This window comes from Devosia indica (assembly GCF_003056405.1).
Taxonomy (GTDB): Bacteria; Pseudomonadota; Alphaproteobacteria; order Rhizobiales; family Devosiaceae; genus Devosia; species Devosia indica.
In genome coordinates, this window is record NZ_PYVZ01000013.1 from 80,958 (window position 1) to 105,331 (window position 24,374).

Sequence of the window (24,374 nt, forward strand, 5' to 3'; positions counted from 1 at the left end):
TTTCATGTTTGGCAAGCGCACCACATTTGGCGGCAATACGCCCGGACTGAGCGAGGCACCACGGCCAGTGGCCAGTCCGTCGCCCGCCCCGGCACCTGCGCCGCAGCGCCGCGCCAGCGATGGCGATGGCATGAGCGCGCGCATGCGCACCACCGATGAGGTGCTCGATGTCCGCGCACCCGCCGATGCCCAGCGCGCCAAGGAATATTTCCAGACCAAGTCCGCAATCTTTAACGCGCTGATCGATTCCATCGATCTCAGCCAGCTCGCCACCATGGAGAGCCAGGCCGCGCGCGAGGAAATCCGCGACATCGTCGCCGAGATCATCGCGCTCAAATCGATCGTGATGTCGATTTCCGAGCAGGAAGATCTGCTCGAGGATATCTGCAACGACGTCCTCGGCTATGGCCCGCTCGAACCATTGCTGGCCCGCGACGACATCGCCGATATCATGGTGAACGGTTCGCAGAAGTGCTACATCGAAGTCGCCGGCAAGGTGCGCCTGACCAATGTGCGCTTCCGCGACGACGCGCATCTGATGAATGTCTGCCAGCGCATCGTGTCCCAGGTCGGCCGCCGCGTCGATGAAGGCTCGCCGATCTGCGACGCCCGCCTGCCCGATGGCTCCCGCGTCAACGTCATTGCCCCGCCGCTGGCCATCGATGGCGCCGCGCTCACCATTCGTAAGTTCAAGAAGGACAAGCTGACCCTCCAGCAGCTCGTCAAGTACAATTCCATCTCGCCCGAAGGCGCCGAAGTGCTGCGCATTCTGGGCCGCGTGCGCGCCAATGTGCTGATCTCTGGCGGTACCGGCTCGGGCAAGACCACGCTGCTCAACTGTTTGACCGCCTTTATCGAGAAGGACGAGCGCGTCATCACCTGCGAGGACTCGGCCGAACTTCAGCTCCAGCAGCCCCATGTGGTGCGGCTCGAAACCCGCCCGCCCAATCTTGAGGGCGAAGGCGAGATCACCATGCGCGATCTCATCAAGAACTGCCTGCGTATGCGTCCCGAACGCATCATCGTCGGCGAAGTGCGTGGCCCCGAGGCCTTTGACCTGCTCCAGGCCATGAATACCGGCCATGACGGTTCGATGGGCACGCTGCACGCCAACTCGCCGCGCGAAGCCCTGTCTCGTCTGGAATCCATGATCACCATGGGCGGTTATGCCCTTCCCAGCCGCACCATTCGTGAAATGATCGTTTCGTCCATCGACGTCATCGTCCAGGCCGCGCGCCTGCGCGATGGCTCGCGCCGCATCACCCACATTTCCGAGGTGCTGGGCATGGAAGGCGATGTCATCGTCACCCAGGACGTCTTCCTCTACGATATCATGGGCGAGGACGCCAATGGCATGCTGCTGGGCAAGCATCGCTCCACCGGCATCACCAAGCCGCAATTCACCGAGCGCGCCCGCTACTTCAACGAAGAAGCCAATCTGGTCGAGGCGCTCGAAAAGGCCAATATCGAAGAGCACGAGATTCTGGGGCGCTGATCATGATTACGCTCGCTCTGGTCGCACTTTTCGTCATCACCATCGGGGCTGCCGGCTTTGCCCTTGTGCCCTCGGCCTTGGGCAATAAGCGCGCTGAACAGCGCATGAAGGCGTTTCAGGGCGACATCCGCGCCAATCGCCGCGAGGCCGATGCCAGCCGCACGCGCGAAGATCGGCGCCGCTCGGTGCAGCAGGCCCTCAAATCCCAGACCGACGAGCTCAATGCCAGAAAGCGCCTGAGCCTGTCCGATCTGATCTTTCAGGCCGGCATGACCATCAAGCCCGCGGCTTTCATCCGCAACAGCATCATTTTCGGGGTCGTGCTGTTCGTGGTGCTCGTCGTAGTCCAGGTGCCATTCTACTTCGCCGCGATCTTTGCGGTGGCGGGCGGCTATCTGCTGCCGCGCTTTTATGTATCGCGCCGCCGCAAGAAATATCAGGACCGCTTTCTCGACGAGTTGCCCAACGCCGTCGAGGCCATTGTGCGCGGCGTCAAGACCGGCCTGCCGCTCAACGATTCCATGCGCGTGGTAGCCAAGGACACCAAGGAGCCGGTCAAGTCCGAGTTTGCCCGCGTCCTCGATCAGCAGAATTTTGGCCTGTCCATGACCGAAGCGGTGCAGGTTCTGCTCGACCGCGTGCCACTGCCCGAAGTCAATTTCTTCGTCGTGGTCATCTCGGTGCAGCAGCAGGCCGGTGGCAATCTGTCCGAAGCGCTGGGCAATCTGGCGCGCGTGCTGCGCAACCGCAAGAAGATGAAGCAGAAGGTCAAGGCCATGTCCTCCGAGGCCAAGGCCTCGGCCGGCATTATTGGCTCGCTGCCCTTCGTGGTGGCCACTCTGGTGTCGCTGGTCACGCCCACCTATTTGCAGCCTCTGTTCGTCACACCGGTCGGCAATATCTGTCTGGCTGTCGGCGTGCTGATGCTGGCCACCGGCATATTTGTGATGAACCGCATGGTGCAGTTCGAAGTTTGACCCGGGGGCGCCGTCAATGAACATCATCGAGCTTCTGACCCAGCGGGAATTTCTCATCGCCGTTCTGGCCGCCGTTTCGGCGGCGGCAGTTGTCTTCACCTTCGGATCGTCCATGATTGTCCGCCAGGACATGAAGAAGCGCATCAAGCGCGTCGCGGTCGAACGCGACCGGATGCGCGCCGAGGAAATGGCGCGCCTGCGCGGCGCATCGGGCAGTGGCGATGGCCGCAGTTCCATCCGGCGCGGCAAGGAACCCAAGTCCTATATGAAGCGGGCCGTTGAGCGCCTCGACCTGAAGAAGGCCTTCCAGGACGATACCACCGTCGACAAGCTGGCCATGGCAGGGCTGCGCGGGCAGGGGGAGCTGACAAAATTCCTGTTTCAGCGCCTGGTCTATCCAATCGGCGTTTTTGCCTTTGCCGCCTTCTATCTGCTCTTCGTCACGCCGGGGGATCGCCCGCTGTTCCTCAACCTGGTCTATGCCATCGGCGCAGGCCTGGTCGGCGCCTATCTGCCCCTGCTGCTGCTCAGGAACCGGACCCAGAAGCGCCAGGCCTCCATCCGCCGGTCCTGGCCGGATTGTCTCGACCTGCTCCTGCTCTGCGTGGAAGCCGGCATGTCGATGGAGCACGCCTTCAAGCGCGTCGCCAAGGAAATCGGCGGCCAGTCCGCCGAACTGGCCGAGGAGCTGACCCTGACCACCGCCGAATTGTCCTTCCTCGAAGACCGCACCCGCGCCTACGAAAACCTGGGCCGCCGCACCGGCCTGGATGGCGTGAAATCGGTGATGACCGCGCTGATCCAGGCTGATCGCTACGGTACCTCGGTGGGCCAGGCCCTGCGCGTCATGGCCGAGGAGGGCCGCGAAACGCGCATGATGGAAGCCGAAAAGAAAGCCGCCGCACTGCCCCCCAAGCTGACCGTGCCGCTGATCCTGTTCTTCCTGCCGGTGCTGTTCATCGTCATCCTGTCCCCGGCCATGATCGAGGTCTTCTCCGGCTCGGTCGCATCGACAATGAGCGGGAACTAGGGCGCCTGCGGCTTCGTCTGCAGAAGCTTTGCCGTGCCGCCGCAGGCGGCAGAGAGCGGATGTCCCTCAGCCGGTCTGCCAAGTGTACTGGCAGTACTCAACAATATGGAAGGGGGCCGGAAGGGGTGGTATGCAAACGGCCATCGCGCCGCTTTTGGCGCTCAATTCGCTTTTGCCGCCGCCGCCGCAACTTCCTTGGCCATTTCAAGCAGGATGTCGAAATTCAACGGGCTTTGGACCGCTGTCGCCTGAGCGACCGGACCTTGACCGATCGTCACAACCCGGCCCTCAGAGACTGCAGGCAAAGTCAGGAAGATGGGATCGGCCAGCAGTTGCTCCGTCTCTTCGACGGAGAAGCCCAGAACGACTATCACGTCGGCAGAGGCCAACAAGTCGATGCGCTCGAGAGATACACCCGAGGCATAACCACCAATGTTAACGGGCAAATCGAGAATTTCCGGCGGGGTGGTGTAGCCTGCTTGTTGGAAATAATCATATGCCCCGTGGCCTGAAGCATTGAAGATTGTGATGGTGCCCGCTTCATCAGTACGGATAAGGGCAAGCGTAGCCGACGCTGGGGTCAAAAGGCGTAATTCGGATTCAATGCGACTGTCCCAGTTTTCAATTACCTCTCTTGCCCTCTCCTGCATGCCAAAGACGTCCCCGTAGAGTTCGATGGTTGAGCGAACATCAACGATTGGGACGGCCACAGTTGGAGCCAGGACTGTCAGTTGTTCCTCTGCGCTTTCGACCCACCAATCACCCCCAAGGATCAGGTCAGGTTCACCAAGGGCAACCATTTCAAGGTCGGTTTCATCAGCATTCATTCGAAGTGGATCGGCACCAAGCTCCACGAGAGCCTGCTCCAACCAAGGCCATTGTAGCAGGGGATCTCCAAGATATTTGGCTACAAAACTGCGTTGCCCGATCTGGGTGGGCACGATGCCCATCGACAATGCTGCCTCAAGAGCTGCCAATGGATCAAGAATGGTGATGCGCTCAACCTGAGTCGGTATCACAATTGTACGGTCAAGGGCGTCGACGACCGTTCGTGCATCCTGAGCAATTGCCGAAGCGGACAAGGTGAGCGCGACAGCGCTGACAAGAACTCTGATCATCTGTTTCTCCCATGGCGTCGTGCTTGCCGCTGCGCGTGGCAGACATATTGCTTAGGTGACTGAGAAACTCAAGATATATTTCGGCGAGGGCAGTGATCGACCTTTGGTCTGACTTCGCATGGACAATGTTACCGAGCGGAGGCCTCGAAGATGCCAGAACGTCAGCTCTTCTCGATCATGTCCCAGCGGTTCTGCTGGGTAAGCAGCGCCCGGACATAGGCCATATTGGCCTCCACCTGGTCGGGTGGCAGCTCGGCGGCATAGAGCGCGCGGCACTCGTCGAACCGGCCTTGCAGGCCCACCACCAGCGCCAGGTTCTGCCGTGTCTGGGTGTTGGCGCCGCGCATCTGCACCGCCCGGCGCAGATGCTTTTCGGCCGCCTCCAGATCATTGGTCATGGCATAGGAAAGGCCCAGATTGGTCTCGATCGACGCTTCGCCCGGCGCAATCACCCCGGCCTGCACGTAAACCTGCCTTGCATCTTCATGCCGCCCTGTCTGGTCCAGCGTCGCGCCCAGCACCAGCAGCGCGTTCCAGTCCGGTGCATCGGGCCGGATCACGTTGCGCAGCACTTCGATGGATTGCTCGAACCGCCCGGATGCGGTCAGCGCTTTGGCATAGGCCACGCTGATCGCCACATCGCCGCTATGGTGCGGCATAGCCTGTTCCAGCGCCGCCGCCGCCTGTTGCGGCTGCCCGGCCGCGCGCAGGGCGGCTGCATAATGAATGACCGTGGCGCGGTCCGTCGGATTGGCGCGATAGCGCGCGGTCAATTCGCTCAGATTAGCGTGGCTCTGCGCCGTACTCATGCCGGAATAGTCTGTGCTGGCCAACTGCCCGCGATTGGATGCACAGGCCGAAAGCACAAGGGCTGCAACACCTGCCAGGAGCAGGGGGCGCAACAATCCGCTGATCCGTCTTGGGTTGAACACATTGCACTCCGGGCCGCGAACCGGCCATTTGAACTCTCCCAGAGCAATAGATCATTAACCCTAACGCCCGGTTAAGCCGCGACCTTGCGGCGTTGTGCGGGCGCGTGGTCCCGGCTAGACAGGGGGGACACAACGGAGTTCTGCCATGACTGACCAAGCCGCCATCCCGCTCATTTTCATTCCTGAAAACGGGGTGGAGGCCGGGCCGCTGGACGATCGGCAGCGGGCCTGGGCCCAGGCCAATGGCTTTACCGGCCAGCAGGGCCGTCTGCTGGCAATGCCCGATGCCACGGGCGCCATTGCGGCCTGGCTGTTCGGCACCGGCGCGGCTCAGGGGCGCCCTGTCTTTGTGGCCGGCCTGGCCGCTGCAGGCCTGCCCGAGGGTGACTATCAATTGCAGGGCGATTATGGCGATCCGACCCTGGCCGCCATTGCCTTCCGCCTGGGCGCCTATCGCTTCGAGACCTATCGCGCCGCCTCGCCGGCGCCGCGCCTTGTCCTCCCCGAAGCGGCCGATGCCGATGAGGTCGAGCGCCAGGTGGCGGCCGCCAGCCTGACACGGGATTTGATCAACACCCCCGCCAATGATCTGGGCCCCGATGCCCTCGAGGCCCGTGCGCGGGATCTGGCCACCCGCCACGGCATGAGCCTCACCGTCATCAAGGGCGACGATCTGCTCGAACAGAATTTCCCCATGATCCACGCCGTGGGCCGCGCCAGCACCCAGGCGCCACGGCTCATCGATATGCGCTGGGGCAAGGATACAGATCCCAAGGTGACTCTGGTCGGCAAGGGCGTCACCTTCGATACCGGCGGTCTCGACATCAAATCGGCCACCGGCATGCTGATGATGAAGAAGGATATGGGCGGTGCGGCCAATGTGCTCGGGCTCGCCCATGCCATCATGGATGCGGGGCTTCCGCTGCGCCTGCGCGTGCTGCTGCCTGTCGTTGAAAATGCCATTGCCGGCAATGCCTTCCGGCCCGGCGACGTCCTGCGCTCGCGCGCCGGCATCAGCGTGGAGATCGGCAATACCGATGCCGAAGGCCGCTTGATCCTGGCCGATGCCCTGGCCCTGGCTGACGAGGAAGCGCCGGACCTGCTGATCGATATGGCCACCCTCACCGGCGCCGCCCGCGTTGCCCTTGGCCCCGAACTGCCCGCGCTTTATTCAACAGACGACAAGGTGGCTGCCGGTCTGGCCGCTGCGGGCCTTGCGGCCGAAGACCCGCTTTGGCCCATGCCGCTCTGGTCACCCTATGCAAGCCTCTTGTCCTCCCGCATTGCCGATCTGAACAATGCGGCCAGCGGTGGACATGCCGGGTCTGTCACCGCGGCGCTGTTCCTCAGGCGCTTCGTGGGCAAGGCGGGGGCCTGGGTGCATCTCGATATTTTCGGCTGGGCGCCCGATGCGCGCCCCGGTCGTCCGGCCGGCGGCACCGATCAGGCCATCCGCGCGATCTACGGCCTGCTCCGGCAGCGTTATTCGGACTGAACCGGGGCCATCGAGCCGGGAATGATATCGGTGCCGGTGGTCCGCTCGATCACCTGATCGGTCACTTCGGTACCGTGCTTGGGAAACAGCAGCGGCGCGGCGGCAAACCCGCCGATGACCGCTGCCAGCATCACCCAGCCGGCCCATTTCTTGTGCTTTTCGATGAAGGTGCTGGCCACCGGCCCGAAAAAGTAGAACAGCCCGCAAGGCACGAAGAAGCGCAGGCCGCGCCCGATGAACCCGTAGAGTATGAAGGTCCAGATATCGATCCCCGCCACCCCGCTGGTGATGGTGATGATCTTGTATGGGATGGGCGTCACCGCACCGACCATGATCATGAACGGGCCATTGGCGACAAAATTCTCGCGCAACTGCTCGAACCCGACGCCTGCGCCGTAGAATTCCACGATCGCCTTGCCAATGGTGTCGAACAGGAAATAGCCGATCGCATAGCCGAATACGCCGCCCACCACCGATGAAACGGTGCAGATTGTGGCCAGCCGCCAGGCGCGCCGGCGGTCGGCCAGGATCATCGGCGCCAGCATCACTTCGGGAAACACCGGGACGATCATCGCTTCGAGAAAGCAGATCAGCGCCAGGATCGGCTCGGCCAGAGGATGCCCCGTAGCGGCCTTCAACCGTTCATAGAGCCCCGGTTTTTCCTGTTGCGCTGTATCGGTCATGCCCCTCGACCGGCTCCCATTGTTTTCATCCAGCCTGCTTGAACGACACACTGGCCCCTGACCAGTGAATTTTATGTGTCGATCTAGTACCCGCGCGCGCGGTCCACCACATTTGGCAGCGCCTTGCCCGCCTCGTGTCCGGTGAGCACCTGCGTGAAATAGCGCACGCCGCTCTGCTCACTGGAAATGGCGGCGATATGCGGGGTGATGTAGCAATTTTCGATTGCCCAGAGCGGGCTGTCCTGCGGCAGGGGCTCGACTTCGAACACATCAAGGCTCGCCGCCCCCAGCGTTCCGTCCTGCAGAGCCGCGGCGATATCGGCTTCCTTCTGGTGCCCGCCCCTTGCCGCATTGACAATGACCGGGCCACCAGCCAGCCGGTCGCGGCGCAGCTTGGCAAAGGTCGCACGATTGAGAATTCCCGTGGTTTCCGGCGTCAGCGGCAGCAGATTGACCAGAATATCGGTGCCGGCGAGAAACGCGTCGAACTCGGCCTGACCGGCAAAGCCCTCCACCCCGTCCATGACCTTGGGCGTGCGGCTCCAGCTTCGCAAATCAAAGCCGAGTGGTTTCAGGCGCCTGGCCGCGTCCTGCCCCAACACGCCCATGCCCATGATGCCCACCGTGGTCTCGCCTGCGGCAGGGGGGTAGTACTGGTCCCAGCGGCGCGCCTTCTGGTCGGCCTGAAAGCGCGTGAACTGGCGGTGATGCATGGTGACATGGGCCACCACATAATCGCTCATGCGCTGGCTCAGATCCTCATCCACGAACCGCACGATCGGCGCATCGGGCAGGTTGGGGTGCTTGAGCAAGGCATCCACCCCGGCGCCGAGCGACAGCACTGCCTTGAGGTTGACGAGCCCGTCAAAAGCGTCGGCCTGGGGCTTCCAGACAAAGATATAGCGAATCTCGGCCGGGTCGAAACTGTCGCCCCGCCGCACCACGGGGTAGGGGGCCAGTGCTTCGGCAAATGCCCGGGCCCAGCTCGCTTCGTCGACATCGGAAAGGTGCAGCAGCAACATCAGAAACGGTCCTTGATATGGAAAAAGCCGCACCTTGGGGCGCGGCTTTCTTGGAAGTCCTCGTCAGTCAGGCACAGCCTTACTGGCTGGCAGCCGGCGCTTCCGGGCTTGCCGGCGAAGTTTCCTGCACGGGCGTGCCTTCCACAGGGGAGTCCGACTGCGTTTCGGTTGGCGTTTCCACAGCGGCGCCCGGCTCGGTGGTCACGGTCTCTTCGCTGGCCTCTTCGGGCGCAACCACTTCTTCAGGGATCGTCTCGACCTCAGTGACCTCGCCTTCAGCCGGCGCGGCCTCTTCCGCGGGCGCTGCTTCCGGTTCCGGGAACGGCACGGGGTCTGCGGACAGGGTCTGCAAATAGGCCAGGATGTCGGCGCGTTCCTCGGGCGAGCGCACGCCGGCAAACGCCATCTTGGTCCCGGGCGCATAGTCGCGCGGATTGGTCAGGAAGGCGTCCAGGTTTTCATAGGTCCAGGTCTGCCCTTCAGCCTGCTGTTGCAGCAGAATGTCCGAATAGGCAAAGCCCTCCATATGGGCCTTGGGGGCGCCGACAATGTGGTAGAGGTTCGGGCCCTGCTTGGCCGCTTCGCCCTCACCAAAGGTATGGCAGCTCTGGCACTTGCGCACGGCGGCAGCGCCATTGTCCACGCTGGCACTGGCCAGCAGCACCGGCAACGGCGTCACGGGCACTTCTTCCACCGGAGCGCCGGCTTCGGCCACTTCCGGTTCGGGCAAGGCGTAGCCGGGGCCGCGGTTCTCGATCGGGTGATAGATGGCTTCCGCCAGGAACCCAACACCCATAATGAACAACAGGGTGCCGAGCACGGCGCCGATGATCTTGTTTAGCTCAAACGAATCCATTTGGTCTCTCTGCCGGTCCATCCCCTGTGGACAATTTCCCGAGCCAGCCCAAACTGCGATCCCGTAACGGAATCTGCCTCAACCGGCCGGCTCGACGCGCGCGGAACATAGTATCAAGACCACTTCTGGCGCAACAGGTCAAACCGCCGCGGCGATGACCGGGCAGTGGAAAATGGCCAATGCGAGACGATTTTCCGCGCCACCGCAGATGCTGCCTGCAGATTGACTCCATACTGAGCCCGCGCCACAACCCGCCTGCCTTTCTATTCACGGATGACCATCAATGACCAAGCAGATCGCTTTCCAGGGTGAACCCGGCGCATTCAGCCATGCGGCTGCTGCCAATGTCTTTCCCGGCGAAGAGTTTCTTGGCTGCGTTACCTTCGAGGAAACGCTCAATGCGGTGCAGTCCGGCAAGGCCGATTTTGCCGTGGTGCCCGTGGAGAACTCACTCTATGGCCGCATCACCGACATTCACCACCTGCTGCCCGAAAGCGGCCTGAACATCATCGGCGAGACCTATCTGCGGGTGGAAATGACCCTGCTCGGCGTTCCCGGCGCCCGGCTTGAAGATATCAAGGCGGTGCAATCGCTCTCGGTCGCGCTGGGCCAATGCCGCAAGTTCATCTCTGCCAACGGCCTGCGCACCATCAATGCCGTCGACACCGCCGGCTCGGCCCGCGAGATCGCCGAGAAGGCCGATCCGGCCGTGGCCGCCATTGCCTCGCGCTTTGCCGGGGAAATCTACGGGCTCAATGTCCTGGCCGAAAACATCGAGGATGCCGACCACAACACCACCCGGTTCCTGGTGCTCTCGCCGACCGAGCAGCGCGCGCCCAACCAGGGCAAGGTGAAAACCACCTTTGTCTTCCGGGTCCGCAATGTGCCCGCCGCGCTCTACAAGGCCATGGGCGGCTTTGCCACCAATGGCGTCAACATGACCAAGCTCGAAAGCTACATGGTCGGCGGCGCCTTCACCGCCACCCAGTTTTACGCCGATATCGAGGGTCACCCCGACGACATCGGCGTGCAGCACGCCTTCGAAGAGCTGGGCTTCTTCACCGACTATTTCCGCATTCTCGGCGTCTATCCGGCGGCCGATTGAGGTTGACGCCGAGGCGTTCGGCAGGTGAATGGATAGGACCGCTCTGCTTGTCTCAGGCGGTTTGTCCATCGCCCTCGGCAAGTTCGATCGTCAGCGATACGCGCTGTGGCTGATCTCCGATCGGGGGCGCATCCTTGCTGTCCACCACCAGGTTGCGGCCATTGCCCTTGGCTGCGTAAAGGCCGGCATCGGCCCGCCGCAGCATGTCCTCAAAGCTTTCCGTCCTGGGGTCGCCTCTATGGACGCCAAAGCTTGCCGTGACCGGCACGGCGATGCCCCCGATGATCGGATTGCAACTCTCGAGAGCCGCGCGGATACGCTCTGCGACAATAATCCCGAGCGAGGGCGCATCATCTGTCGCCACAATGCAGAATTCCTCGCCGCCTACACGGGCCAGCAGATCATATGGTCTGACTTGGCGATGGGTGACCTCGGCCACGGTCATCAGCACGTCGTCCCCCGCCGCATGGCCATAGGTGTCGTTGATTGTCTTGAAGTGATCCAGGTCAAACACCACGACCCACACCCATTGGTCACGGCGCGCGGCCCGGCTCATCTCGACGGAAACCGCGTTGTGCAGCCAGCGGCGATTGCCCAGCCCCGTCAGCGGATCGCTGTTGGCCTGGCGTTGCAGCGCCCGCATATTGAGCTCCTGCGCGCGCACCAGCGAGAGCAGCTTGTCCGCCAGTCGCCGCAGTCCATCAGACCCGCGCACCTCGACAAACGGCTCCACGCCTTCCTTCTGGTAGCGGTCCATGGCCTTCACCAGCCGGTCGATGGGGCTGACGAATTGATAGACGGCAAGAAACGCCAGGGCGCTGCCAAGCAGCGTGGCCACCAGCGCCACGATCAGTATGGGAACAGGGTCGGCAGGACGGCCCAGCCCGAGGTAAAGCAGCAATGATATGAGCGGCAGGTGTATCGCGCCAAAGCACACGGCAAACACCTTGATGACAAGCGATCCTCTCACCACCTGCACTATTCGCCCCATGCCATGATCCCGTTCGCACCTGTTGATGGTCTAGAATGGGCCTTGGCGGGTTAAATATTCTCCAAAGTCACGCAGAGACTTGAAATGTCACCCGGGTGGTCTTGTTCGTGGGACGCGGCTTTCGCCTCTTCTTTGTTTAAACAGGAGCGAAAGCCGCTTTTCACCGTGCAACCGCGAGGCAGTGATGCCGGGGCGGCTTCGAACCATGCCCGAATTGCGGGGGCACGCCCGCTTGCCGTGTCATATCCGTTGACTCCCCGACCGCCCCGGCTATGGTCCGCGCAAATTTCCAACCGCCAGGATACGCCATGTCGCACGAGCAACTCGCCCAGACTATTGACGCCGCCTTCGAGAACCGCGCCGAGGTCAATTTCAACACCACGGGCGACGTGCGCGATGCCGTCAATGAAGCGCTGAACCTGCTCGACAGCGGCCAGGCCCGCGTTGCCGAAAAGGTGGATGGCACCTGGGTGGTTAATCAGTGGCTCAAGCGCGCCGTGCTGCTCTCCTTCCGCCTCAACGACAATGAGCCGATGACCGGCGCGCCGCAGGGATCCACCTGGTGGGACAAGGTGCCCACCAAGTTCGAGGGCTGGACCGACAATACCTGGCGCGAAGCCGGTTTCCGCGCCGTGCCCGGCGCCATCGTCCGCCGCTCCGCCCATATCGGTAAGGGCGCCATTCTCATGCCCAGCTTCGTCAATCTGGGCGCTTTTGTCGGTGAAGGCTCCATGGTCGACACCTGGGTCACGGTCGGCTCCTGCGCCCAGATCGGCAAGAATGTGCACCTCTCCGGCGGTGTCGGCATTGGCGGCGTGCTCGAGCCGCTCCAGGCGGGCCCGACCATCATCGAGGACAATTGCTTTATCGGCGCGCGCTCCGAAATCGTCGAGGGCGTCGTCGTGGGCGAAGGCTCGGTGATCTCCATGGGTGTTTTCATCGGCGCTTCCACCAAGGTGGTGAACCGCCAGACCGGGGAAATCCATATGGGCTATGTGCCGCCCCATTCGGTGGTTGTCTCCGGCTCGCTTCCGGGCAAGCCATTCCCCGATGGCACGCCCGGCCCGAACCTTTACTGCGCCGTCATCGTCAAGACCGTCGACGCCCAGACCCGTTCCAAGACCGGCATCAACGACCTGCTGCGGGACTAAACGGAGGGCTGGCGCTGGTTTACACGGCGCCAGCATCCTACTCTGATGTTGGCAGGATCTGATTCCTGCATCATGAGAGGGGGACAAAAATGGACAATATCAAAGCGCTTCTGACCACCACCGACGGCCGCATCGGCCGCCAGCAATGGTGGATCGGCATCGTGGTGCTGATCGTTATTTCGATCCTGGCCAGCATTGTGCTGAGCATTCTCAGCTTCGGCAATGGCACGGTCATGGCTTGGTTCGGCGTGCTCATCAATCTGGCGCTGATCTGGCCCAGCTACTGCGTCGGCATCAAGCGCCGCCACGATCGCGACAACAACGGCACCGACCTCAAGATCCTGATCGCCGGCTCCGTGCTGCTCAACCTGCTCACGGCAACGGGCATCGGCTCCTCCATGACCGACATGGGCGGCGTCATGGTCCCGGTACCCTCCATCTGGCTGGGCGCCCTCAACCTCATCTTCGCGATTTTCGCAATCTACATGCTGGTCCAGCTCGGCTTCCTTAAAGGCACCGCCGGACCCAATAACTATGGTCCCGATCCGCTGGACGGTGCCGCCTGAACCAAACCGGAGCCGTCGTGACCATCGACCCTGCTGACCTGCTCGCCCGCCTCATCGCCTGCCCCTCGGTCACCCCCGAGGAGGCGGGTGCGCTCGATCTGCTGGAGGCCGAACTCGAGGCTATCGGCTTTGCGGTGACCCGCCTGCGGTTCGAAGGCGACGGCTCCTATCCGGTCGGCAATCTCTTTGCCACCAGAGGGCAGGGCGGTCGCCGCCTGCTCTTTGCTGGCCACACCGATGTCGTCCCGCCCGGGGACAGCGCGCACTGGACATCCGATCCATTCACGCCCCGCATTGAGGAGGGCAAGATCTTCGGTCGCGGTGCTGCCGACATGAAATCGGGCATCGCCGCCTTCATTGCCGCCTGCGCCGAGATCCCGCCCGGAGCCGGCACCATTCACCTCGCCATCACCAATGACGAGGAGGCCGATGCCATCAACGGCACCGAAAAGCTCGTCGCGTGGATGGCGGAACACGGCCATCATTTCGACTTCGCCATTGTCGGCGAACCCAGTTCCACCCAAACCCTGGGTGACAGCATCAAGATCGGCCGTCGCGGTTCCTTTTCGGGCAAGGTCACCGTCACCGGCACCCAGGGCCATGTCGCCTATCCGCACAAGGCCAATAACCCGCTTCCCGTGCTGGCCGCTGTGGCAACGGCGCTCTCAAGCGAAAAGCTCGATGCCGGCACCGACCACTTCCCTGCTTCCAATCTCGAGCTGACCACCATTGATGTCGGTAATCCGGTCAGCAATGTCATCCCGATGAGCGGAACACTGCGCTTCAATATCCGCTACAATGACATCTGGACCCCCGAGACCCTGACCGATTGGGTCCGCGCCCGCATTGCCAGCGTCAATCCCTGCGGCACCAACATCGCTTTTGAGATGTCCGGCACGCCCTCGCGTGCTTTCCTCTCCCCGCTCGGTGCGGATATCGAAACGCTTTCGGCGGTCATTGCCCAGCGAAATGGCAAGCCGCCCGAATATTCCACCGGCGGCGGCACCTCGGATGCGCGCTTCATCGCCCAATATGGCCCCGTGGTTGAATGCGGACTTGTCGGCCCGTCCATGCACAAGGCCGATGAGCACATAGCCCTGGCCGACCTCACCGGGCTGACGGAAGTATATTCAGCCTTCATGCGCCGTTACTTTGCCGGAGATCCGGCATGAAGATCATCAACGCCCTGCGCCAGTCGGTCTATGGCTGGATCATGATCCTGCGCAATGAGGCCGGCTGGCAGGCGCGCTTCCGCTTCACCCGGGCGGGCCTGGTGACGGCTTTGGTGCTGTTCTACCTGTTCGCCTTCCTGGCCGTGGTGCTGGGGTCGCTCAATTATGGAGTGCCAACCCTGGGCGAACTCACCGCAACGCTCGTCTTCCAGTCCCTGTTCCTCGCAGCGCCCCTGATCGGCATCTACGGAACCCGCTATGCCTTGCGCCAGCGTGATCCGGTTCTGCCGCTGCTGGTCCCCAGCATTTATGCGCTGACCTTCTATGTTGGCCTGGGCGCTTTGCTCTCGCTCACCATAGGGTTTCTGTTGCCGCTGCTCTGGCTGGCGATGGCCTATATGCTCTTTCGCCTGGGACGGTTGGCAGGCGGGTGGAGCATCGGTGTTTCCATCGCCTTTGCAGTATTGACGGTGCTGCTCCTTGCCGGAACGCCCATCGCACTCTACATCATGCCAGCACCCGTTCCCGCCGCCTGAGCCGAGTCTGTTCCTTGCCCCAGTCCTCACCGACCTTTGTTGAAGAAGCGCTCGACGCCGCCCGCGGCGCCTGGGCCCTGGTGTTGGGGCGGCAGGACGCGGCCAACTATTTCGATTTTTCCCAGCGCGGCCTGATCGGCAGCTTCATCGCTCTGGTGCTTGCCATTGCCGTCAGCGTCTTTGGCCCGCAATTGCTCGGCGTCGGCCCGGCCTCCGGCGCCGCCGCCGGCATGACGCTGCTCTCGGGTCTGTTGTTCGCACTACAGATTGGCGCGGCCTATGCCGTCTTGCAGATGATGGGCCGGCTCGATGGCTTCATGCCCTATCTGGTGGCCGACAACTGGGTCAATTTCTACGTCTCGCTGATCGGCGCAATCAGCATCGTCCTGCTCGGCGGCAGCGACATCATGCTGCTGGTCGTGGGCCTTCTCAGCATCATCATCGAGATCAACATTGCTCGCCGCATCGTCACTCTGGCGCCGGTGCAGATCGCCATCTTCATTGTTGCTCAGGTGGTGGCGCAATTTGTGGGTCTGATGGTGCTTGGCGGCATCATCCTGCAGACCATGGGGCCTGTCTAAGGGTAGTCGACCCCGGTCAGGAACAGTCCGCTCGCCGGCGCCATCGCGCCACAGCGTGTCCGGTCCGCCGCATCGAGCGCCGCGCGAAAATCGGCCGGGCTCCACTTGCCCTCGCCCACCAGCTTGAGGGAGCCCACCATAGACCGCACCTGGTGATGCAGGAAGCTCCGGGCACTCGCAGTAATCGCGATGATCTCGTTATCCCCGCTCACCTCGAACGCATCTAGAGTGCGCATGGGTGAATTGGCCTGGCATTCCGAGGAACGGAAGGTGGAAAAATCATGGTGGCCCAGAATGGTCTGCGCCGCTTCGTGCATTTTCTCTGCATCCAGTAGCTTGGGGACGTGCCAGACCTGGTTTCGCTCGATAGCGGCAGGCGCCCGACGGTTGAGAATGCGATATTCATAGTGCCGCGCCGTCGCCGAAAACCGCGCTTCGAACGTGTCGGGTACCGCCTCGCTCTCCACCACGACCACCGGGTGGGGGCGCAGATGATAGTTCAGCGCCTCGCGAATGCGGAACGGGTCCCATGCCCTGGACAGGTCGAAATGCGCCACCTGGCCAAGCGCATGCACCCCCGCATCGGTACGTCCGGCCGCCTGGGTCGTCACCGTCTCGCCCGAAAAACCGGCAATCGCCTCTTCCAGCGCCTGCTGCACGCTCATCCTGTCCTTCTGCCGCTGCCAGCCGGAGAAGGGGGTGCCGTCATATTCGATAGTCAGCTTGTAGCGTGGCATCAGGTCACTGTGGCAGGCAGCGTCCCGGCGCCGCGCAGGAATGTCGCTGCATCCATGGCGCCCTTGCCCTCGCGCTGCACCTGGATCAGACGCACCGCGCCAGCGCCGCAGGCGATCACCAGCTCGTCGCCCAAAAGAGCACCCGGCGCCCCGGCGCCTTCGCTCAGGCTCGAGCGCAGCGCCTTGATCCGCACCGGCTTGCCAGCGAGTTCCATTTCGAACCAGGCACCCGGAAAGGGCGACAGGCCCCGGATCAGATTGTGAACCTCTTCGGCCGATTTGGAGAAATCGATCCGCGCCTCGGCCTTGTCGATCTTGGCCGCATAGGTCTCGCCACTCTCCGGCTGCGGCGTGAAATCGAGGCTCCCGCGTTCCAGCGCCGCTAGCGCCCGGCCCATCAGATCGGCACCCAACCGCATCATCTGGTCGTGCAGTTCGCCCGCGGTCATCTCGGGCGTGATAGCGATGATCTCGGTCGGCCCCATTGCGCCGGTATCCAGACCTTCATCCATTTGCATCACCACAATGCCGGTCTGCTTGTCGCCGGCCATGATGGCGCGCTGGATCGGCGCCGCCCCGCGCCAGCGCGGCAGGAGCGAGCCATGCAGGTTGAGGCATCCATAATCAGGCGCCTCGAGAATGGGCTTGGGCAGCAGCAGCCCGTAGGCAACGACCACCGCGACCTCGGCCCCAAGCGCGGCGAACTGGGCCTGCTCGGCTTCGGCCTTAAGAGAGCGCGGCGTAAACACCGGAATGCCGAACGCCTCGGCCGCTTCATGCACGGGGCTCTTGCGCTCCGCCTGACCCCGCCCCGCCGGTTTGGGTGCACGCGTATAGACCGCCACTACCTCATGTCCGGCCGAGACAATCTCGGTTAGCGTTGGAACAGAAAATTCGGGCGTACCCATGAAGACGACGCGCATGGTCAACGACCTCGTGGTTCGACAGGCTCACCATGAGGTCTACGCGAACGCAGCACTCCCATAGACCTCATCCTGAGCCTGTCGAAGGGCGAGGTCGCGGCCACCGGATATCAGCCAGCGGCCCGCTTTGCCTGCTTTTCGAATTTCTTGATCACGCGGTCGCGCTTCAGCCGGCTGAGATAGTCGATATAGAGCACGCCATCGAGGTGATCGAGCTCGTGCTGAATGCACACTGCCAACTTGCCCTCGGCCTCTTTGACCACTTCCTGCCCATCGAGATCGGTATATTTTACCGTCACCTCATTGGGCCGCTCGACCTCATAATAGAGCTCGGGAATGGACAAACAGCCTTCCTCGGTCACCTGCATCTGGTCGCCGAATGCGGTGATTTCGGGATTGATCATCACCAGCGGGGCCGGGGGTTCACCCTCGCCGGCCAGGTCCATCACCACAATGCGCTTCATCACCCCGATCTGCGGGGCGGCCAGGCCTATGCCAGGCGCGTCATACATGGTGTCCAGCATGTCCTTGGCCAGAGATTTGATCTCGTCATCAACCTCGATGATCGGGTCGGCAACGGCACGCAAGCGCGCATCGGGAATGATCAGAATGGGGCGAACGGCCATGGCAGAAAAGTCCGGCGATGAATGGATTGCCCTCGATATGGCGATTTCCGGCTCCCGGGTCAACTGCAGCCCGGTTCAATCCACCGCAGCAGCAGAACATTTTGCGAACAGCAGAATCGGATTAAGCTCACGCCATGCGAGATCTTGATATGACATTGTTCACCCTTGGCCAGTTCCCCGTCACCACGGCGATGGCCTTGCTGGCCGGCGTGCTGGCCTTGGTTGTCCTGCTGATCATCTGGCTGGTGGCTTCGGCGCGCGCCAACGCGGCCCGCGCCGAACAGCAGGCCCGCGAGGCGGCCGAGGGGTTGAAGGCGAGCTTTCTCGAACAGATCGCCTCCCGTGACACGCGTATCCGTGACCTTGAAGCCCAGCTTGAGCGCGACCGGGACCGCGCTACCGATCTCCTCGACAACGAGCGTGAAAAATCCTCTGGGCTGCAATCCGAGCTCGCCGCCATGCGCACGCGGCTCGACGAGCAGTCGCGCCAGAATGAGGCGAATTTGAAGCGCTTCATGGAAGCGCGCCAGCAGATGACCGACGAGTTCAAAGCCATCGCCGGCGATGTGCTGCGCACCCATGGCGAGACCTTCACCAAGCAGAACCGCGAGCAGGTCGACACGCTGCTAAAGCCTCTGCAGGACAAGATCACCGAGTTCCACAAGAACCTGGTGGAAGACCGCTCCGCCATGGGCGAGCGCATCCGCGCCCTGGCTGAAAGCAATCTGCAGATCACCACCGAGGCGCAGAACCTTACACGCGCTTTGAAGGGCAATTCGCAGACCCAGGGCGCCTGGGGCGAAATGATTCTGGCCACCATTCTCGAACAGTCGGGCCTGCGAGAGGGCGAGCAATATTTCACCCAGCAGAGCCATAGCGGCGAGGATGGCCAGCGCCTGCGCACCGATGTTGAAATCCTGATGCCCAATGGCGACCGGCTGGTGATCGACTCCAAGGTGTCCCTGACTGCATTCGAAGCCTTTGTGAACAGCCCCGATGATGATCGCGACCAGCACTTGCGCGCACATATCGCGTCGGTGCGCGGCCACATCACCACCTTGGGCGACAAGGGCTATAACCGGGCCGCCAAGTCCAGCCTGGACTATGTGATGATGTTCGTGCCCATCGAATCCGCGCTGGCCACTGCTATTCAGCACGATACCAAGCTGGTCGAATTCGGCATGGGCAAGGGGGTTATGCTGACCACCCCGACCACGCTGATGACCGTGTTGCGCACGGTGCGCAATGTCTGGGACATCGAAAAGCGCCACCAGAATGCCGAGGAAATCGCCGAGCGCGCCGGCCAGCTTTACGACAAGGTGGCCGGGTTTCTCGGCACCATGGACCAGGTCGGGGACGCGATTGACAAGTCTCAGCGCGCCTATGCCAAGGCAAAGGATCAGTTGACCAATGGTCGCGGCAATGTCGTGCGGCAGGTCGAAATGCTGCGCGAACTCGGCGCCAAATCCAGCAAACCCATGCCACCCACATGGGACGGCGGCAGCGATGAAGCGCCAGCCTTGCGGCTGGTCAAGGACGAACCTGGGGACCTGAACTGAATTCGACCATGTGATCGAACTCAGGTCCCGCCTGTGCGTTTCACCCTCGTGCAACTGCATAAGGGAGATCAGTCATGGTGCAGAACCATCATCATCCGGGCAGTCTCGTGCCCCAGGAAACCAGCTTCGAAAATGCCGACACCCCCGGCATTGCCCAGCCCTATAGCCAGAGCGAAATCGAGGATTTGCTTTATGGCGATGACCGCCCGGTGCGGGACCGGCTGGAGCGACTGTGGGAAATGCGCCACGAGGCCGCCGCGCGCGAGAGCGGTGACTTCGGCGGTCAGGACCCGGCCTATATGCTCGAAGAGCTCGACCGCGCCATTGCCGAATTACAGCGGGACCTCGATAACACTGAAGACACCGGCAATATTGATGCCTCCATGTCATCCGATCCCGCCGACCACCTTGACGCCCTCTCGCCCGACGATACCGACGCCCGTGACGCCCTGATCGGTGAAGAAGTATTCTACGAGGAGGACGAGGACGGCCCGGTCGACGATGACCATGCCTGGCATGGCAGCGAGGAATTCGACCCGCATTTGCACTAGGCCTGCTTGATGCTTTGAGCGGACAGTTCCCGCCTCGCGCTGATCCCTCCCCGTCAAGGGGAGGGCGATCGCGTCAGATCTCGGTCCGCGCCTTGAGCGCCTGGCTCAATGTGCCCTCATCGAGATAATCCAGTTCTCCGCCCACCGGCACGCCATGGGCAAGGCGCGTCACGCGGATACTTGTCCCCGTGAGCCGGTCGGTGATGTAGTGTGCGGTTGTCTGCCCCTCAACCGTGGCATTCATGGCCAGGACGATTTCCGCATAATCATGCGCCCGTGCGATCAGCCCTTCGAGGTTGAGATCATCCGGCCCCACGCCATCGAGGGGTGACAATACGCCACCCAGCACGTGATAGCGGACCTGTCCCACCCCGGCGCGCTCCAGCGCCCAGAGATCGGCGACGTCTTCCACCACGATCAGGATGCCGCTCTCGCCCCGCCGCGGATCGGCACAGATCGAACAGGGCGACGTGGTGTCGACATTGCCGCACACCTCGCAGCTCTTGACCACCAGCACGGCGCGGTCCAGCGCAGCCGAAAGGGGCAGCATGAGCTGCTCCTTCTTCTTGATCAGGTGCAGCACCGCGCGCCGCGCCGAGCGCGGCCCAAGCCCCGGCAGGCGCGCCAGAAGCTGGATGAGCTGTTCGATTTCGGGTCCGCCGGAGGCCACAGCGGCACCAGCCTAAAACGGCAGTTTCATGCCCGGTGGAATCGGCAGGCCGGCCGTCACTTCCGCCATCTTGCGCTGGGCTTCGGCTTCGCTCTTGCCCTTGGCGTCATTGAAGGCAGCTATGATCAGGTCCTCGACCATTTCAGCGTCTTCCGGCTTGAGCAGTGAGGGGTCGATCTTGAGACCCCGCATGTCGCCCTTGCCCGTCAGGGCCACGGCCACCATGCCGCCACCGGAATTGCCTTCGACCACCAGATCGGCGAGTTCGGCCTGCATGGCCTCCATCTTGGCTTTCATCTCGCCGGCGGCCTTCATCATACCCATGATGTCTTTCATTCGTCGTCCTCTTCAGGTGGGGGTGGAGCCAGTTCGGCTGGCGCGGCTTCATCGTCGCGCACCGTCACGTTCACCAGCTTGGCGCCCGGAAATGTTTCCAATATGGCCTTGACCAGCGGATCGTCATGCGCGGCAGCAGTCGCCGCTTCTTTGCGCTGCTCATTTTCCTGCCGGATGGTCAGCCCCTCGGGGGCCTTGGTCGAGACCATCACCAGCCAGCGCTGCCCGGTCCAGGTCTGCAGACGCGCCGAGAGTGTGGCGATTATGCCCGGGTCCGCACCATCGCTCAGCGCCACCTCGATCCGGCCCTGCTCGAACGAGACCGGACGCATCTGGCTTTCCAGCGCCAGCTTGACCAGCACATCGCGTTTGGCGGCGGCCAATGCAATGAGATCCTTGTACGACGCCACCGTGGCCAGCGCCGGCTGTGCGACGGATTGTGGCCGAGACGCGGGAAGCGCTGGCGAGGGCGCCGCCACCGAAGCGGGCGATGGGCGGGTCTCCATGGCCTCGACGCGCAGGGCGGACGCGCCGCCGGAGGGTCCACGGGGCGCAGACGGCGCACTGCCACCGCCGGAGGGCAGGCTGCCCTGCTGGGTGAGCTTGGAAATCACATCGTCGGGGCTGGGCAGATCGGCAGCATAGGCCAGGCGAATGAGCGTCATTTCGGCGGCTTGCAGCGCATTGCCGGCCCGCCCGGTTTCTTCATTGCCCTTGAACAATATCTGCCAGGCCCGGGTCAGCGCCCGCATCGGCAGGCGCTGCGCCAGATCGGCGCCACGCGTCCGCTCGTCCGGGGTCAGCGAGGCATCGTCGGCCGCTGCCGGTACCACCTTGATGCGGGTCACCAGATGGGTGAATTCGGCCAGGTCCGCCAACAGGGTCTGTGGATCGGCGCCCAGATCATAAAGTTCCTTGAGCGCACCAAGGGCCTCGGCAATGCGGCCGCCCATCAGATCTTCGAACAGGTCGATGATCCGCGCCCGGTCCCCCAGGCCCAGCATGGCCTTGACCGTCGCTGTGCTCACCGAGCCATTGCCATGCGCGATAGCCTGGTCAAGCAGCGAGAGGGAGTCGCGCGCCGAGCCTTCACCGGCGCGCACGATCATGGCCAACGCGTCCGGCTCGAACCCGATTTCCTCTTGGCCGAGGATTTTTTCGAGATAGGCCGACATCACATCGGCCGGGATGCGCCGCAGATCGAAACGCTGGCAGCGCGACAGGATCGTCACCGGAACCTTGCGGATCTCGGTGGTGGCAAAGATGAACTTCACATAAGGCGGCGGCTCTTCGAGCGTCTTGAGCAGCCCGTTGAAGGCTGCCGTCGAGAGCATGTGCACCTCGTCGATCACATAGACCTTGTAGGGCGCCGAGACCGGCCCGTATTTCACCGAGTCGATGATCTCGCGAATGTCGCCAATACCGGTATTGGACGCCGCGTCCATTTCCACCACATCGACATGCCGCCCCTCGATAATGGCACGGCAATGGGCGCCTTCGGTTTCCAGCTCCAGCGTGGGGTGGCGGCCGGTTTCGTCTTCATAGTTGAAGGCGCGGGCCAGGATGCGGGCCGTGGTCGTCTTGCCGACGCCGCGCACGCCGGTCAGGATGAAGGCGTGGTGGATGCGGTTCTGCGCAAACGCATTGCCCAGCGTCTGTACCATCGCGTCCTGCCCGACCAGGGTCGAGAAGTCGCGCGGGCGGTATTTGCGGGCCAGGACCAGGTAGGGCGTGGTCTGAATGTCAGCCATGCGGCCTGTCCTTGTCCTTCTTGCCGGGGAATCTGCCATTGGTCATGCCCGGAACATAGGGCAAGCCGGTCCATGTCGCAAAAGGCCAATGCCGATATTGCGCTGTTCCATACCCGCTTCTGAACAGGGAATTGAGTAGGAGGCTGGCATCGACCCGTGAGGATCTCGTTGGGGCTGCTTCCTTCCGGACCTGACCCGGTTGGCGAGGAACACGTCCGCGCCAACCTCCCGGCGCCTATATGCGGATTTTGGACTGTGGTTGCAAGGGGGGCGGGGCAAAGTTGCGGCCGGTCACGTTCTCTTGTCGGAGCCCTCGCCCAGCCATCAGGCCGGCAGGATACTGGGGCCAAAGGCCCGCACCAGCGCCTGGTCGAACAATTGTCCATTGGCGGCCAGATAGTCATAAGCCGCTTCGGGGCTAACCGGTTGCTTGTAGGTGCGATGTTCGACCAGCGCCGAAAAGACATCGCAGATGGTCACCATCTTGACCAGGTCCGGCAGGCTGTTGCCCATCAGGCCCGTAGGATAGCCTGAACCATCGAGCAATTCATGATGCGAGCGCACGCAGCCCAACACATCCGTGTTGCGGACGCCGTGCTCCTTGAGAATGGCGTAGCCAATCATGGGATGGCGCCGGACATTGGCCATTTCGGCTGCGTCCAGCGTCGTTTCCTTGTTCAGAATTTCAAGCGGAATGAAGGCCTTGCCGACGTCGTGCACGAACCCCGCCGTGGTCAGGAGTACCTTGTCCTGGCGGGAAAAGCCCAGTGACGAGCCGAACGCGGCGGCCGTGCCCGCCACCAGCAGGCAATGCTGATAGGTCAGATTGTCATAGGACAGCACCTCATCCATCCAGTGATGGATACCCTCGGCCTCGATGGCGTCGAGTACCGCCTGCGCGCCTGCGTCAATCCGGCCCTCATAATTGCCGGCGGCGTACCAGGTGTTGGCCTCGAGCAGGTCTTCAATGGCGAGCCGGGCCTCTGGCGGCACACAGCTTTGATGGGCACCAAGAAACGGATACCTGTTCATCAGGTGCCTCAGCGCGGCGTTGAATCCCTCGTCAACGCTGAGCATGTCACTGGCCCCCAAGGCCCGGGCCTGGGATTCGGTGTGGTGGGTGCGGTCCCTTAGCAGGAACACCAGAGGGCTGTCTGGCGCGCGATGCACGGCCAGCGCCAGGCGCAACATGCGGGCACTGGTGAAATTCTCAAGGTCGACATCGCACAGGATCAGGGCATTTTCGACCTTGATGGTGGGCGCGGCGTGGATGGGGAACATGCGGCACACGCCGCGCATGATCAGCCTTTTGAGCTCACCCTCCGGAACCAGGTGTCGATCCGTAAACAGCAGCAATTAATTGCCCTCCATGCACCAGAAGGCCATTCGAATATTGAGGAGTCGTGAATAAAGCAGGTATTCGAAGAAAAAATAGCGGGAGAAGTCTTTCTCCTCAAGTATTTCATGCCATGTCTTGCCGCGGACGATCCTCAGGGACGTGTCGGCGCCGC

25 protein-coding genes and 1 other RNA gene are annotated in these 24,374 nt (G+C 62.6%); 12 read left to right on the forward strand and 14 right to left on the reverse strand.

Annotated features, from left to right (window positions below; all coding sequences use genetic code 11):
• Positions 1-4 precede the first annotated feature (4 nt).
• From DDE76_RS13420 to DDE76_RS13430, 3 genes are read left to right on the forward strand one after another with little or no spacing between them, the layout of a single operon-like run.
• Positions 5-1,495, forward strand: coding sequence for a TadA family conjugal transfer-associated ATPase (locus DDE76_RS13420; protein ID WP_104892098.1), 1,491 nt, complete (start codon positions 5-7; stop codon positions 1,493-1,495).
• 2 nt (positions 1,496-1,497) lie between these two features.
• Positions 1,498-2,472 (forward strand): type II secretion system F family protein, encoded by a 975-nt coding sequence (locus DDE76_RS13425; protein ID WP_104892097.1) that lies wholly within the window; start codon positions 1,498-1,500, stop codon positions 2,470-2,472.
• 16 nt (positions 2,473-2,488) lie between these two features.
• Entirely contained in the window at positions 2,489-3,502 is a 1,014-nt protein-coding gene (locus tag DDE76_RS13430; RefSeq protein ID WP_104892096.1) for a type II secretion system F family protein, read from the forward strand.
• Between the two features lie 161 nt (positions 3,503-3,663).
• On the opposite strand, the gene DDE76_RS13435 is transcribed toward DDE76_RS13430, so the two are convergent.
• Together DDE76_RS13435 and DDE76_RS13440 are read right to left on the reverse strand one after the other, a co-directional pair.
• On the reverse strand, positions 3,664-4,620 hold the full coding sequence (locus DDE76_RS13435) for an ABC transporter substrate-binding protein (RefSeq protein WP_104892095.1): 957 nt from the start codon (positions 4,618-4,620) through the stop codon (positions 3,664-3,666).
• Between the two features lie 161 nt (positions 4,621-4,781).
• Positions 4,782-5,552, reverse strand: coding sequence for a tetratricopeptide repeat protein (locus DDE76_RS13440; RefSeq protein WP_157955799.1), 771 nt, complete (start codon positions 5,550-5,552; stop codon positions 4,782-4,784).
• Between the two features lie 145 nt (positions 5,553-5,697).
• Here DDE76_RS13440 and DDE76_RS13445 point away from each other — a divergent pair, with 145 nt between their 5' ends.
• The gene (locus DDE76_RS13445; protein ID WP_104892093.1) at positions 5,698-7,047 is read left to right on the forward strand and encodes a leucyl aminopeptidase family protein; all 1,350 of its coding nucleotides are present in this window, start codon (positions 5,698-5,700) and stop codon (positions 7,045-7,047) included.
• Here DDE76_RS13445 and DDE76_RS13450 read toward each other — a convergent pair.
• The 3 genes from DDE76_RS13450 to DDE76_RS13460 all read right to left on the reverse strand — a co-directional run bounded on the left by DDE76_RS13450 (position 7,035) and on the right by DDE76_RS13460 (position 9,608).
• Entirely contained in the window at positions 7,035-7,730 is a 696-nt protein-coding gene (locus DDE76_RS13450; RefSeq protein ID WP_104892092.1) for a YqaA family protein, read from the reverse strand. The genes DDE76_RS13445 and DDE76_RS13450 overlap by 13 nt on opposite strands.
• Positions 7,731-7,813: 83 nt before the next feature.
• Positions 7,814-8,752 carry a 2-hydroxyacid dehydrogenase gene (locus DDE76_RS13455; protein ID WP_104892091.1) on the reverse strand — a complete coding sequence of 313 codons (939 nt, stop codon included), beginning with the start codon at positions 8,750-8,752 and terminating at the stop codon, positions 7,814-7,816.
• A gap of 79 nt (positions 8,753-8,831) precedes the next feature.
• A complete protein-coding gene (locus DDE76_RS13460; protein ID WP_104892090.1) occupies positions 8,832-9,608 on the reverse strand; it encodes a c-type cytochrome in 777 nt (258 codons plus the stop codon).
• A gap of 283 nt (positions 9,609-9,891) precedes the next feature.
• Between DDE76_RS13460 and DDE76_RS13465 the strand changes: the two genes are divergently transcribed.
• A complete protein-coding gene (locus tag DDE76_RS13465) occupies positions 9,892-10,713 on the forward strand; it encodes a prephenate dehydratase (protein WP_104892089.1) in 822 nt (273 codons plus the stop codon).
• Positions 10,714-10,765: 52 nt separating this feature from the next.
• Here DDE76_RS13465 and DDE76_RS13470 read toward each other — a convergent pair whose 3' ends face one another.
• Positions 10,766-11,704: a GGDEF domain-containing protein gene (locus DDE76_RS13470; protein WP_104892088.1), complete on the reverse strand. Its 939-nt coding sequence runs from the start codon at positions 11,702-11,704 to the stop codon at positions 10,766-10,768.
• Between the two features lie 308 nt (positions 11,705-12,012).
• On the opposite strand from DDE76_RS13470, the gene dapD reads away from it, so the two are divergent.
• From dapD to DDE76_RS13495, 5 genes are all read left to right on the forward strand, one after another.
• Positions 12,013-12,855, forward strand: coding sequence for a 2,3,4,5-tetrahydropyridine-2,6-dicarboxylate N-succinyltransferase (gene dapD, locus DDE76_RS13475; protein ID WP_104892087.1), 843 nt, complete (start codon positions 12,013-12,015; stop codon positions 12,853-12,855).
• Between the two features lie 89 nt (positions 12,856-12,944).
• Entirely contained in the window at positions 12,945-13,421 is a 477-nt protein-coding gene (locus tag DDE76_RS13480; RefSeq protein WP_104892086.1) for a DUF805 domain-containing protein, read from the forward strand.
• A gap of 17 nt (positions 13,422-13,438) precedes the next feature.
• A complete protein-coding gene (dapE, locus tag DDE76_RS13485) occupies positions 13,439-14,593 on the forward strand; it encodes a succinyl-diaminopimelate desuccinylase (protein WP_104892085.1) in 1,155 nt (384 codons plus the stop codon).
• Positions 14,590-15,129: a hypothetical protein gene (locus DDE76_RS13490; protein ID WP_104892084.1), complete on the forward strand. Its 540-nt coding sequence runs from the start codon at positions 14,590-14,592 to the stop codon at positions 15,127-15,129. Before dapE ends, DDE76_RS13490 begins: the two co-directional genes overlap by 4 nt.
• 14 nt (positions 15,130-15,143) lie before the next feature.
• On the forward strand, positions 15,144-15,710 hold the full coding sequence (locus DDE76_RS13495; RefSeq protein ID WP_104892083.1) for a hypothetical protein: 567 nt from the start codon (positions 15,144-15,146) through the stop codon (positions 15,708-15,710).
• Here the strand turns inward: DDE76_RS13495 and truA are convergent.
• From truA to def, 3 genes are all read right to left on the reverse strand, one after another.
• Positions 15,707-16,447 carry a tRNA pseudouridine(38-40) synthase TruA gene (truA, locus tag DDE76_RS13500; RefSeq protein ID WP_104892082.1) on the reverse strand — a complete coding sequence of 247 codons (741 nt, stop codon included), beginning with the start codon at positions 16,445-16,447 and terminating at the stop codon, positions 15,707-15,709. The genes DDE76_RS13495 and truA overlap by 4 nt on opposite strands.
• Positions 16,447-17,370 carry a methionyl-tRNA formyltransferase gene (fmt, locus tag DDE76_RS13505; protein ID WP_104892081.1) on the reverse strand — a complete coding sequence of 308 codons (924 nt, stop codon included), beginning with the start codon at positions 17,368-17,370 and terminating at the stop codon, positions 16,447-16,449. The genes truA and fmt overlap by 1 nt, the downstream gene beginning before the upstream one ends.
• A 110-nt stretch (positions 17,371-17,480) precedes the next feature.
• Positions 17,481-17,996: a peptide deformylase gene (gene def, locus DDE76_RS13510; protein ID WP_104892080.1), complete on the reverse strand. Its 516-nt coding sequence runs from the start codon at positions 17,994-17,996 to the stop codon at positions 17,481-17,483.
• A 149-nt stretch (positions 17,997-18,145) separates the two neighbouring features.
• On the opposite strand from def, the gene DDE76_RS13515 reads away from it, so the two are divergent.
• Positions 18,146-19,555 (forward strand): DNA recombination protein RmuC, encoded by a 1,410-nt coding sequence (locus DDE76_RS13515; RefSeq protein ID WP_157955800.1) that lies wholly within the window; start codon positions 18,146-18,148, stop codon positions 19,553-19,555.
• A 74-nt stretch (positions 19,556-19,629) separates the two neighbouring features.
• The gene (locus tag DDE76_RS13520; protein ID WP_104892078.1) at positions 19,630-20,106 is read left to right on the forward strand and encodes a hypothetical protein; all 477 of its coding nucleotides are present in this window, start codon (positions 19,630-19,632) and stop codon (positions 20,104-20,106) included.
• Between the two features lie 73 nt (positions 20,107-20,179).
• Here the strand turns inward: DDE76_RS13520 and recR are convergent, their stop codons facing one another.
• From recR to DDE76_RS13545, 5 genes are all read right to left on the reverse strand, one after another.
• Positions 20,180-20,776 (reverse strand): recombination mediator RecR, encoded by a 597-nt coding sequence (recR, locus tag DDE76_RS13525; RefSeq protein WP_104892077.1) that lies wholly within the window; start codon positions 20,774-20,776, stop codon positions 20,180-20,182.
• 12 nt (positions 20,777-20,788) lie between these two features.
• Positions 20,789-21,112, reverse strand: coding sequence for a YbaB/EbfC family nucleoid-associated protein (locus DDE76_RS13530; RefSeq protein ID WP_104892076.1), 324 nt, complete (start codon positions 21,110-21,112; stop codon positions 20,789-20,791).
• On the reverse strand, positions 21,109-22,863 hold the full coding sequence (locus DDE76_RS13535) for a DNA polymerase III subunit gamma/tau (protein ID WP_104892075.1): 1,755 nt from the start codon (positions 22,861-22,863) through the stop codon (positions 21,109-21,111). Before DDE76_RS13535 ends, DDE76_RS13530 begins: the two co-directional genes overlap by 4 nt.
• Positions 22,864-22,997: 134 nt before the next feature.
• Positions 22,998-23,093: signal recognition particle sRNA small type (gene ffs / locus DDE76_RS13540), an RNA gene on the reverse strand.
• Positions 23,094-23,187: 94 nt separating this feature from the next.
• On the reverse strand, positions 23,188-24,219 hold the full coding sequence (locus tag DDE76_RS13545; RefSeq protein ID WP_104892074.1) for an HD-GYP domain-containing protein: 1,032 nt from the start codon (positions 24,217-24,219) through the stop codon (positions 23,188-23,190).
• Between the last annotated feature and the right edge of the window lie 155 nt (positions 24,220-24,374).

Bases quoted from the DNA above. Each gene is read 5' to 3' on its own strand.
- DDE76_RS13420 (WP_104892098.1), top strand. From the start codon at position 5: ATGTTTGGCAAGCGCACCACATTTGGCGGCAATACGCCCGGACTGAGC.
- DDE76_RS13425 (WP_104892097.1), top strand. From the start codon at position 1,498: ATGATTACGCTCGCTCTGGTCGCACTTTTCGTCATCACCATCGGGGCT.
- DDE76_RS13430 (WP_104892096.1), top strand. From the start codon at position 2,489: ATGAACATCATCGAGCTTCTGACCCAGCGGGAATTTCTCATCGCCGTT.
- DDE76_RS13435 (WP_104892095.1), bottom strand. From the start codon at position 4,620: ATGATCAGAGTTCTTGTCAGCGCTGTCGCGCTCACCTTGTCCGCTTCG.
- DDE76_RS13445 (WP_104892093.1), top strand. From the start codon at position 5,698: ATGACTGACCAAGCCGCCATCCCGCTCATTTTCATTCCTGAAAACGGG.
- DDE76_RS13450 (WP_104892092.1), bottom strand. From the start codon at position 7,730: ATGACCGATACAGCGCAACAGGAAAAACCGGGGCTCTATGAACGGTTG.
- DDE76_RS13455 (WP_104892091.1), bottom strand. From the start codon at position 8,752: ATGTTGCTGCTGCACCTTTCCGATGTCGACGAAGCGAGCTGGGCCCGG.
- DDE76_RS13460 (WP_104892090.1), bottom strand. From the start codon at position 9,608: ATGGATTCGTTTGAGCTAAACAAGATCATCGGCGCCGTGCTCGGCACC.
- DDE76_RS13465 (WP_104892089.1), top strand. From the start codon at position 9,892: ATGACCAAGCAGATCGCTTTCCAGGGTGAACCCGGCGCATTCAGCCAT.
- DDE76_RS13470 (WP_104892088.1), bottom strand. From the start codon at position 11,704: ATGGGGCGAATAGTGCAGGTGGTGAGAGGATCGCTTGTCATCAAGGTG.
- dapD (WP_104892087.1), top strand. From the start codon at position 12,013: ATGTCGCACGAGCAACTCGCCCAGACTATTGACGCCGCCTTCGAGAAC.
- DDE76_RS13480 (WP_104892086.1), top strand. From the start codon at position 12,945: ATGGACAATATCAAAGCGCTTCTGACCACCACCGACGGCCGCATCGGC.
- DDE76_RS13490 (WP_104892084.1), top strand. From the start codon at position 14,590: ATGAAGATCATCAACGCCCTGCGCCAGTCGGTCTATGGCTGGATCATG.
- truA (WP_104892082.1), bottom strand. From the start codon at position 16,447: ATGCCACGCTACAAGCTGACTATCGAATATGACGGCACCCCCTTCTCC.
- fmt (WP_104892081.1), bottom strand. From the start codon at position 17,370: ATGCGCGTCGTCTTCATGGGTACGCCCGAATTTTCTGTTCCAACGCTA.
- def (WP_104892080.1), bottom strand. From the start codon at position 17,996: ATGGCCGTTCGCCCCATTCTGATCATTCCCGATGCGCGCTTGCGTGCC.
- DDE76_RS13515 (WP_157955800.1), top strand. From the start codon at position 18,146: ATGACATTGTTCACCCTTGGCCAGTTCCCCGTCACCACGGCGATGGCC.
- DDE76_RS13520 (WP_104892078.1), top strand. From the start codon at position 19,630: ATGGTGCAGAACCATCATCATCCGGGCAGTCTCGTGCCCCAGGAAACC.
- DDE76_RS13530 (WP_104892076.1), bottom strand. From the start codon at position 21,112: ATGAAAGACATCATGGGTATGATGAAGGCCGCCGGCGAGATGAAAGCC.
- DDE76_RS13535 (WP_104892075.1), bottom strand. From the start codon at position 22,863: ATGGCTGACATTCAGACCACGCCCTACCTGGTCCTGGCCCGCAAATAC.